At 32.9% G+C, this 1,902-nt stretch carries 2 protein-coding genes and 1 pseudogene; all 3 read right to left on the bottom strand.

What is annotated here, in order from left to right; all coding sequences use genetic code 11:
- Window positions 1-149 precede the first annotated feature (149 nt).
- The gene (locus ACFI32_RS14760) at window positions 150-689 is read right to left on the bottom strand and encodes a hypothetical protein (RefSeq protein WP_462627382.1); all 540 of its coding nucleotides are present in this window, start codon (window positions 687-689) and stop codon (window positions 150-152) included.
- Between the two features lie 33 nt (window positions 690-722).
- Window positions 723-1,688 (bottom strand): hypothetical protein, encoded by a 966-nt coding sequence (locus ACFI32_RS14755; RefSeq protein WP_462627381.1) that lies wholly within the window; start codon window positions 1,686-1,688, stop codon window positions 723-725.
- Window positions 1,688-1,902: pseudogene (locus tag ACFI32_RS14750) on the bottom strand (hypothetical protein); the annotation flags it as partial. The pseudogene ACFI32_RS14750 and the gene ACFI32_RS14755, both read right to left, overlap by 1 nt.

Genomic DNA, 1,902 nt, shown 5'->3' with positions numbered 1-1,902 from the left:
AGTGAGCATGGCCAGTATCCGATATGATGGCTAGTAACAATGGAAGAAAAATGGCTTATGGGTTGAAAAGAAAAAAATTATTTGGTGTTAATCAGTATCACAGTGCTCTAGGAGGATCGTGATAGCCATAAAAGCCAGAGTGATCATGGTTATTTTTTTTCTAGTGTAACTTTATATCCTACAAATAAACCAAACTCTTCATTATAGTATTCTCGCTTTGGTAAAAATTTTATATTAACAATAGTGTTTTCTTTCCAAAAAATATAGGGTTTTTCTTGTTCTAATACGTAAGTGTCCCCAGTGTTATAATTATATATAGAGAACTTTATTGCATCCATACCGTATTCTTTTTCGTATATACTTGTAGGTATAGTAATTTTTATCTTATCTTGATATTTTCCATTATAGATAGTATGGCTCAAAGCACTGGAGTACAAATTTATACGAGATTTTTCAGGAGGGTTTATTCCATGAAAAACAACTTGTACACTTTCTTTTTTTTCATTAGATATATTTTGTAAATACTCAAGATTGTCAGACTTCTGGTATTCTTCTATTTTTAAAATATCTTCATAACTTTTTTCACTGTGATTGAACACTTTCATATTAACTGTACCTTTGTATAAGATTGCCGAAAAAATAATGAATAATACTGATACTAAATATATTAAAATAGTCTTGTTTTTCATAATTAGCTCTATTCTATGAACCTTAATAGATTGCTATTTCTTACGGAATATTGCCATATGTGAGGGTAGTCCTGCGGGAGTGCCAGCAGCGGTTGGTAAATGCTGCCCACCATTATTACGCCAAAGCGCATATCCATTCGTCCCCTCACCTCGAGCTCCAGAAACGAAAGGAATGCCGTTTTCTGCTAATCCATCATGTTTCAGTGCTTGATAAGTGTTTGATAAGTCTAAAATAGTAGAGTCGGAAAAATTTTGACGTCTTTCTTTAAGCGATGTGACTATTGACGATGAGTCAGTCTTATTCCTTATGACTTCAGCATATGATGTACGCTTATAGTAGGCATGAACTTCAATATTAAAATGATCTGCTATTCTTTGTGCTAGACTGTTCTCTGGTTCTGCTTCTGACAAATTATTATAATTATCTTTTGCTCTTAATAATAAAGAATCAGAAATACCGGTCCTACAAGCGTAGGAGTAGAGTTTTCCAGATGTAACGAAAGCGCTAGAAGGAATGGAAGTTAAATCAGAACTTTTTAATCTAACTTCTGGATCTTCATCAAGGTTCATTGTTATTATGCCATTCAGACCATGGCAGAAAAATGCAACATCCTGAATTTTAAAAGAGTTTCTATTATTTTTTAGGGTATTTATTAAATCTTCTTTGCTATTAATTGCTTTAAAATCTACTGAATCGGCATGGATGCCATTTCCCAATCCTTCTATTGCAAGTTTTTCTGCATGTGTGTAACCTTTGTTCATGTATGCGATAGTAGCTTTATTACATTTTCTGAATTTTGAACTACGAACAAAAGGGTACGCTGCTGCTACAAACATCATCTTCCACCAAAAGCTATCATAGTGCATTTCTGATCCTATGAAAATAATATTCTCCGTTTTTGGTACTTTGACTGTAACAGATTTTCTATTTTTATTACTTTTTTTACTTGTTTTAGAAGTTCCTAGACGCTGCCAGTTATCTACAGTTCTATTTGTCATTAGAATATTACCTCTATAATCAATTCTTCAATTTCATAACTATCCACCACCTGTGTTCGTCCTTTTTCATCTGTGATACCTGTTATGATACTTTCATCAGGCTTGATTATTCTATAATGACAGTTGGGGACAGGTATTTGAGTATCCTCATCTATAACAACAAAACCTTCATCATATGCAACTCTTAGATTGTTATCGGTTTCAATCATATTTT

The organism is Psychrobacter sp. PSi21, assembly GCF_054960615.1.
Note: the sequence above shows the minus strand (reverse complement) of the source record. Positions and strands in the feature narration are given on the sequence as shown.

What these genes read in the sequence shown, in the direction of transcription:
- ACFI32_RS14755 (WP_462627381.1), bottom strand. Translation starts at nt 1,688, where the DNA reads ATGACAAATAGAACTGTAGATAACTGGCAGCGTCTAGGAACTTCTAAA.
- ACFI32_RS14760 (WP_462627382.1), bottom strand. Translation starts at nt 689, where the DNA reads ATGAAAAACAAGACTATTTTAATATATTTAGTATCAGTATTATTCATT.